Here is a 7366-nt window from a genome sequence, read left to right as displayed (position 1 = left end):
TGACATGACCTTATTCGAAGAGTGTGCGGAAGTATTGAAGCCTAACTTTACCATCGTTACTGGTAATGATGAGAAAATGGCAATTAAAATCTTATATGAGCATGGGGCCACCAATGGATATATTGATTGGGGTATCAAAAGCTATACGATTTATAATGACTTCCAGAAGCTTTTGAAAAGTGGCGTCGTAAAGGATGATAAAGTTTTTGTTTTTGCGGATGACGTAGATGTCCCTATTTTTGAAACAACCCTATCTCTTATCGCTGCAAATGCTGATGATGTCTTAGCTTTATGCCCTAAAATATATATTTACAACAACGACTTTCTTTTGCAACCCATGTATCCATATGGGGAGATTAATTTCTTAAAAAAATAAAATCAGATTAAATATTTTTTTATTCTACACGGTTATGGTTATACAGATATTGAGTTATTTTGATAAGGTTTGCTAAAATATTTCGATATGATGTTTTGATTAAATCTCCAACCCATGCACCTTATCCTTATTCGCCATGCTGAAACGGCGTGAAACCGCGGCGGACTCATTCAGGGGCATCAGGACAGCGCGCTGACGGCGCGTGGCTTGCAGGAAACCACTGCGCTCCTTGCAGCCCTGGCGCACGATTTCCCCTCGGTTGACAGGGTGTACACCTCGCCTGCGGGCCGCGCACGTCATATGGGTGACGCCATCGCGAGCCATTTTGGCTGCCCGATCTCTGTTGAGCCGCTGGTACAGGAACAGTCGTTCGGCGATTACGAAGGCCTGTCGAGGGTGCAGTTGCAGCGTGATGAGCCTGCCCGCGCAGAGGCGCTGTTCTCAACCGATGCCGCATTCACACCGCCTGGCGGGGAATCGCTCGCAGCCGCCGCGCAGCGTCTGCTGTCTTTTATTCACAATAAACTTGCCGTAACCCAACACTCCACCTGCTGTGTTGTGACGCACGGGCATATCCTTCAGGGCGCGCTGGCGCTCCTCAAAGACGGCAATATCGATAACTTCCCGCGCTATGCGCAGCCGAACGCCAGCTACGCGCGGTTAACGCTTACGGCAGACCGCTGCGACGTCATTCAGTGGGGCATCGCGACCCATTTGCGACACCTGTCACAAACGTAAAAAACCTTCCCGTCCTTAAGTCTTCCTTAAGATTAATCCTATAACTTCACTCTGGATCCTGCCCCTGTCGGGCCGTACCGGAGCACACTTTATGCAAAACAATACCTCTGCGCTCAGCAAAATTCCTGCCGTCACCGCCGCGTTCTGACTGATGAAATCGCCGCCACGACGCCCGGTGAAACCGGCGGCGACGCGGTCACGATGTCGATGGATCTCTGTTATCTCACCGGCACGCTTATCTTCGCGGCGATCTTCCTCGTGGCGGTGATCGTGCAAATTCACCATCACAGCTTTAATAAGTGGATCTACTGGTTCACGGTGGTTGCCACCACCACGGTTGGCACCACGCTTGCGGATTTCGCCGACCGCTCGTCAGGCATTGGCTATCTCACCGGCACGGTGCTGTTGAGCAGTCTGCTCGTACTTTCGCTTCTGGTCTGGCGGGTGACATGTGGCACCATCGCGGTGGATTCGGTGAATAACGTGCGTACCGAAAGCTTCTAGTGGGTGACAATAATGTTCTTCCAGACGCTCGGCACGGCGCTCGGCGACTGGACGGCAGACAGTGAAGGCTTCGGTTACGACGGCGGCATCCTCTTGTTCGTCGGCGCGCTGGCGATTATCTGGCTGGCAAGCCGCTTTACGACGGTCTCACGCACTGTATGGTTCTGCGCCGCGTTTATCCTCACCCGTCCGCCTGGCGCGGTAGTGGGCGATTTCCTCGATAAACCGGTGGCGAATGGCGGTCTTGAACTCAGCCGTTACGGCGCGTCAGCCACGCTGATTGGCCTGAGCCTGCTGTGCCTGTGGGCATTCCCGCATCGCGCCGCGCTGAAAAAACGCGCGCCGGTCTTCTGACCACTTTTCTGCCCTCAGCGCACGCCGCGGGTGTGTCGTTTTCACTTGCGCACGCCGGTTTTGCCCTCACGTTCCCGTGTCGTACACTGTCTGTTATTACACACGCAGGGAGCTTGCATGACACACTACTGGTGGAAAGATTTACACGATCGCAACGACGCCTGGGTTGGGCTGGCGCTGACGGTAAAGGGCGAAACGCCTGCCGGTCTGGCGCTGGAGATGCTGAGCGGCCATCACGGACGTATGGCGCTCCAGCTGCGCGGCGAGACGCTCTTCTGGGGGGCGGTCCTGAAGGATTACTCCGGCGTCTGGCTGGTGACCAACCGCGAACATCCCGATCAGCAAAATCTGCTGCCGCCGGTGCGCTCCGAAGATATCGAAGCCATTAAACGCAAAGGCGAGGCCGCATGGACGGGCGAATGGTGCCGCTATTTCGCACGCCAGTTGATGGACGCGCCCACGCCGCTGCTGGCCCCGCGTAACTGGCTGCTGCGCCCGATGCTGCCCGTGCAGCCCCATGCGCCCCGTGCTCTCAGTGCGACGCCTGACATCGACCAGTGGCGCTTTAAAACGCCCGCCAGCGCGGGCGACTGGGGGCTGGACTGGGCGCTGTATGGCGAGGATTTTCGCTCGCTGACCGACCCTGACGTGGTCCGGCTGGTGGACTGGTGGTGGGGCGGACATCTGCTGATGGGGCGTTATCCGGTCGATCCGGATGCCGGGCGGCTCAAATGGTGGCGTAAAAAATGCCGCGAGGGCGCGCTGCCGCCGGTGCTGGTCTGGTATATCGCCGGGCTGTCATCCTATGTGGTGCTGGACGGCCATTATCGTCTGCACACGGCAATGGAAGAGGGCATTCCACCCACCTTCCTGGTGCTGAGCGAATTCGCGGAACGCCAGTTCCCGTCGAATGAAGAACAGCGCGAGCGCGTCAACCGCGCGCTGGCATTGCAGCAGGAGAAAAATCCCGGCTGCAATATCGACGGCATTAACCAGACACTGATTAACCTCTGGGACCGGCGCTATCTCTATGCCGAAACCCACAGCCGCGCCATTCTCGGCAACGGCGAAGGCTGGGCGCGCGAGGTCACCGCGTACCTGCGTCGCCACGGGCAAGAGATGCATCTCGATAACGTGCTGAACGGCACGGAAACCCCGCCGCACGCCGCCGGGTAACCCTCAACCGCCGCGCCAGTCGTCGCGCGTCAGCGTATACAGCAGGCTCGGCGGCGCGTCCGGCACATCATGAATGTCGCGCACATAGCGCAGCCCGGCGTTGGTCAGCACCTTGCGCGACGCCAGGTGGTTGCCGCGCACCACCGCTGAAATCTCCCCAAGCTCCAGGATCTCAAACCCGCAGCGCACGGCGCGCAGGGCGAACTCCGTCGCGAGCCCCTGTCCCCACGCCGCGGTCGCAAAACGGTAGCCGAGGTTGTTGATTTCCACGTCCGCATAGCGGCTGAGGCTGAGCCCGCCAAAGCCAATCGTCTCATCGGGCGCGGTTTTTAACGCGATGCGCCAGTTGCCAAAGCCATTGGCCTGCCAGTGCGCCAGCCATCGGCCCATCACGCTCTCAGCGTGCAGACGATGCGGGTAGGGGCCTGCCGGGTTGAAGGCGTTCGTCGCCGGGTCGCCGTAAATCAGAAATAAGTCGTCCACATCCGCCGCCGTCACGGGCCGCAGCAGCAGACGCGCCGTCTGCAAAAACATAAGCCTGTCCTTAACGTTGCGCCGCTTCCGTTATAACGCAGAAACGCCGGGCCGGCGACTCACCGTTCGGGTAGGGATGGCGGTGGTAACCAGCAGGGCGCATCGCCACTCATGACGGCAGACGGTGATTTGCTGGTTGAATGCTCTGCGGGTTGGTTCTTATACAGTGTTATCCGCTGCGTCATGCTTAAGCCCCTGAAGAACCATGAAAAATAGTTTATGGTTAACAGCGTCGGCCCGATATATCGGGCCGATACAGGGAGGCGCCCGCGGCTGGTCGTTCCTGAATTCATGCATCAAGTGGGACGACCACGAGTACAGGAGTGGTAATGAGTACGGAAGTAACGCTGCCCGTCGGGCAACAGAACAACAATATCATCCGCCTGGCGACCGCCCAGGCGCTGGCGGGTGCCAACTCGGTGGTGTTTTACGCCACCGGCGCGATAGTCGGCGACGCGATGGCACCCGACCGCGCGCTCGCCACGCTGCCGCTGACGATTTTCGTCGTCGGGATGGCGGCACTGATTTTGCCCTTTGGCGCGCTGGCGCGCCGGTATGGCCGACGCGCGGCGTTTCTCGCGGGCACCAGCACCGGCGTGTTAACCGGGCTGACGGCGGCGCTGGCGGTGGTCATCGGTTCTTTCTGGCTGTTCTGTTTCGCCGGTTTTATGAGCGGCGCGTATGCCGCTGTCGCTATCTCTTTTCGCTTTGCGGCGACGGACGGCGTGGCCCGCGAACGACGGGCGCGTGCGCTGTCACTGGTGATGGGCGGCGGCGTCGCGGCGGGCATTGTCGGCCCGATGCTGGTGACCGGCACGATGGATCTCTGGCCGCCCTATACGTTTGCCGCCACGTATCTCGCCCAGGCGCTGGTGGCGGCGGTCTCCGCGCTGGTGCTCTGGGGCGTGAAAGCGCCCGCGCCGGTCGCGCCTGAACATCAGGTGCGCGGGCGGCCGCTTCGCGAGATAGTGCGCCAGCCAGGCTTTGGCCGCACCGTTTTCAGCGGCGCGGTGGCATATATGGTGATGAATTTTCTGATGACCGCCGCACCGCTGTCGATGCACATGCACGGCCTGTCGCAGCAGGACGCGAACCTCGGCATTCAGTGGCATGTGATTGCGATGTACGCGCCCGGCTTCTTTACCGGCAGGCTGATTAGCCGCTTCGGCGCGAACCGTATCGCCGCCGTCGGGCTTGCAATTACTGCGCTTTCGGTGGCGGCGGGGCTTGCCGGCACGGCGGTCAGCCACTACTGGCTATCGCTCATTCTGCTGGGCATCGGCTGGAACTTCGGGTTTACCGGCGCGTCGGCGCAAATTATCGACTATCACCGCCCGGAAGAGAAAACCCAGGTGCAGTCGTTCAATGATTTTGTGGTGTTTGGCGTAATGATGGCAGGCTCGTTCTCCTCCGGTGCGTTGCTGAGCCTGGTGGGCTGGAACGCTGTGCTGTGGTGCTCGCTGGTGCCGCTCCTTGTCGCCCTGCTGGCGCTGATGACCGAAAAACGGCGCGCCGCCGCGTCGTTAAACGGGTAGCTTCCCCTTTCTGAGGCTCGTATGACCCGGACACAACGGCTTTTAGCACTGCTTCAGCTTTTGCGCGCGTACCGTTACCCGGTGACGGCGGCTACACTTGCCGAACGGCTTGGCGTCAGCGTGCGCAGTATTTATCGCGATATCGACACGCTCAAAACGCAGGGCGTGGAGATAGAAGGCAGCGCAGGGATTGGCTATGTTTTGCAGTCGGATTATCACCTGCCGCCGCTGATGTTTGACGCGCACGAAGTGGATGCCCTGATGCTGGGCCTGCACTGGGTGATGCGTCATACCGACCCGCAGCTTGAAGCGGCGGCCCGCAACGCGGTGGCAAAAATTCGCGCCATCCTGCCGGACACCCTCGCGCAGCAGATTACCTACCCCTCGCTGATGGTGGCCCCGCCTGGCAATGACAGCCGCCTGCGGTTTCTGGCGGATATTCGCAAGGCCATCCATAAACGCCGCAAGCTCGACCTGGTCTATGCCGACAAAAACGGCGCGGTGTCCTCGCGTCGGGTATGGCCTATTGCGTTAGGGTTTTTCGAGGAGGCGAGGGTGCTGGCGTGCTGGTGCGAGCTGCGCCAGGCGTTCCGGCATTTTCGTCTCGATCGCATCACGCAGGTGACGGTCAGTGACGAGCCGTGCCCGCAGTCGCGCTATCGGCTCCTGAAAGCGTGGAAACACGCCGAAGGCATCGCGCAGGCGAAAACCTACTGACAAAAACTGGCACAACCGGCTGTTACTGTCAGCGCTCACCCACAAGGAGAGCATCATGTTAACTGCTGATATGTCTATTCTTTACGTTCAGAACGTCGTGAAAAGCGCTGAATTTTACGCCACGCTGCTCGACGCAGAGCCGGTTGAGCAACAGCCGACGTTCGCCTTATTCGTGCTCGATAACGGCTTTAAACTCGGATTATGGTCCTGCTATACCGTCGAGCCCGGGGTGAATCAGCGCACGCCGGTGCCTGCAGGCGAAATCGTCTTTAAAGTGCAGGCGCGGGAAGAGGTCGATCATTTTTACACGCTCTGGTGCATGGCGCGTCAGGCGACAGCCATTCAGAGCCCGGTGGAACTGGATTTCGGTTACACCTTCGCGGTGGTGGACCCGGACGGCCACCGCCTGCGCGTCTGCTTTCTCGACCTTGCGCAGTAATGCGTGAGCCGACGGGGAAACGGGCGTCTGCCCGTCTTCCCGTCGCCGCGCGTCAGAAAAAGGTTCTGCCCAGCGGGATAATATCGCACCACTGTTTTTTATAGCTCCAGTGCTCTTTATAAATACCCAGCGAAAAGCGCATTTTTTTATTTTCCGCCGCGCAGAGCGCGCGGGCGTTGCTGGTATTGAGCCACAGCAGGATACTGCCGAGATTCAGCGTCGTGTACTGCGGATCGTAACCGCCGTTAATGTCGTCGAAATAGATCCACGACGCGTTGCGGCTCATGAAAATAATATCGAACGCGCACGGGCGATTATCGATAAACAGCACGCTGCCGAAAATGAGAGGCCGCAGCGCGTCAAAGGTGCGGACCAGATCGTCATGGGCGAAACAGTAAATTTTGCCCTGCCAGCGCAGGGTAAAGAGTTCGGTGTAAAAGGTGGCGAGTTCCTGTGATGAAAAGCTGCTCGCTTCCCGCACCACGCCGCCCATTGCGCAAAATTTCTCAAACTCTTTACGGCGTTTTTTCTCCGACGTGTTAGAAATTTTTTCTTTAACATACGCCACCTTATGCTTAAGGCGACCGGAGAACAGCGTATTGATAAACGCGCCGTTGTGCGAGGGCGAGAGGCGTTTGCTCGTCACCGGCAGATACATGCGCCCCTGCGAACGCACCGGGAACCACACATCATCAAACACCACCGGAAAATTTCTGTGCTGGAGACTGCTTTTACCGCTGACGGCGAAACAGGCGCCTGCATCGTCGCCGCCCTCTTTCAGCGCGAAATAATCGAGCGTCAGATTTTGCTCACGGCTTAAAAATGCCAGCACGTCCGGATGACAGCAGACCGAACCGCCAAATTTTTGATACATCGCCTGATATTTTTCTGCGTCACATTTTTGCCAGCCTGTCAGACGACCGACGAAATCTTTAACCTGCATCATGCCGTACCTGTAATAAATTGCGCTGAACCGCCAGTAAATAAACCCGA

General features: G+C 58.4%; 8 protein-coding genes and 1 pseudogene. 7 read left to right on the top strand and 2 right to left on the bottom strand.

Annotated elements, in window-relative coordinates; genetic code table 11:
- Nucleotides 1-4: 4 nt before the first annotated feature.
- From BJP61_RS21350 to BJP61_RS21335, 4 genes and pseudogenes are all read left to right on the top strand, one after another.
- Nucleotides 5-376, top strand: a complete 372-nt coding sequence (locus tag BJP61_RS21350; RefSeq protein WP_171999684.1) for a hypothetical protein — start codon at nucleotides 5-7, stop codon at nucleotides 374-376.
- Nucleotides 377-544: 168 nt separating this feature from the next.
- A complete protein-coding gene (locus tag BJP61_RS21345) occupies nucleotides 545-1114 on the top strand; it encodes a histidine phosphatase family protein (protein ID WP_255485559.1) in 570 nt (189 codons plus the stop codon).
- A 148-nt stretch (nucleotides 1115-1262) separates the two neighbouring features.
- Nucleotides 1263-1972 (top strand): annotated as a pseudogene (locus BJP61_RS21340) (hypothetical protein).
- Nucleotides 1973-2089: 117 nt separating this feature from the next.
- The gene (locus BJP61_RS21335) at nucleotides 2090-3148 is read left to right on the top strand and encodes a hypothetical protein (RefSeq protein ID WP_171999682.1); all 1059 of its coding nucleotides are present in this window, start codon (nucleotides 2090-2092) and stop codon (nucleotides 3146-3148) included.
- Nucleotides 3149-3151: 3 nt separating this feature from the next.
- On the opposite strand, the gene BJP61_RS21330 is transcribed toward BJP61_RS21335, so the two are convergent.
- Nucleotides 3152-3682 (bottom strand): GNAT family N-acetyltransferase, encoded by a 531-nt coding sequence (locus tag BJP61_RS21330; protein WP_075192618.1) that lies wholly within the window; start codon nucleotides 3680-3682, stop codon nucleotides 3152-3154.
- A gap of 329 nt (nucleotides 3683-4011) precedes the next feature.
- Between BJP61_RS21330 and BJP61_RS21325 the strand changes: the two genes are divergently transcribed.
- The 3 genes from BJP61_RS21325 to BJP61_RS21315 are packed head-to-tail and all read left to right on the top strand — an operon-like array spanning nucleotide 4012 to nucleotide 6373.
- The gene (locus tag BJP61_RS21325) at nucleotides 4012-5217 is read left to right on the top strand and encodes an MFS transporter (RefSeq protein ID WP_171999680.1); all 1206 of its coding nucleotides are present in this window, start codon (nucleotides 4012-4014) and stop codon (nucleotides 5215-5217) included.
- A gap of 21 nt (nucleotides 5218-5238) precedes the next feature.
- Entirely contained in the window at nucleotides 5239-5934 is a 696-nt protein-coding gene (locus BJP61_RS21320; RefSeq protein ID WP_171999678.1) for a YafY family protein, read from the top strand.
- A gap of 55 nt (nucleotides 5935-5989) precedes the next feature.
- Nucleotides 5990-6373 (top strand): VOC family protein, encoded by a 384-nt coding sequence (locus BJP61_RS21315; RefSeq protein ID WP_171999676.1) that lies wholly within the window; start codon nucleotides 5990-5992, stop codon nucleotides 6371-6373.
- 52 nt (nucleotides 6374-6425) lie between these two features.
- On the opposite strand, the gene BJP61_RS21310 is transcribed toward BJP61_RS21315, so the two are convergent.
- Nucleotides 6426-7316 (bottom strand): transcriptional regulator, encoded by an 891-nt coding sequence (locus BJP61_RS21310; protein ID WP_171999751.1) that lies wholly within the window; start codon nucleotides 7314-7316, stop codon nucleotides 6426-6428.
- Nucleotides 7317-7366 lie beyond the last annotated feature (50 nt).

It is taken from the genome of Cronobacter sp. JZ38 (assembly GCF_008932145.1).
Taxonomy (GTDB): domain Bacteria; phylum Pseudomonadota; class Gammaproteobacteria; order Enterobacterales; family Enterobacteriaceae; genus Cronobacter; species Cronobacter muytjensii.
This window is presented reverse-complemented; position numbering and strand designations above follow the sequence as displayed.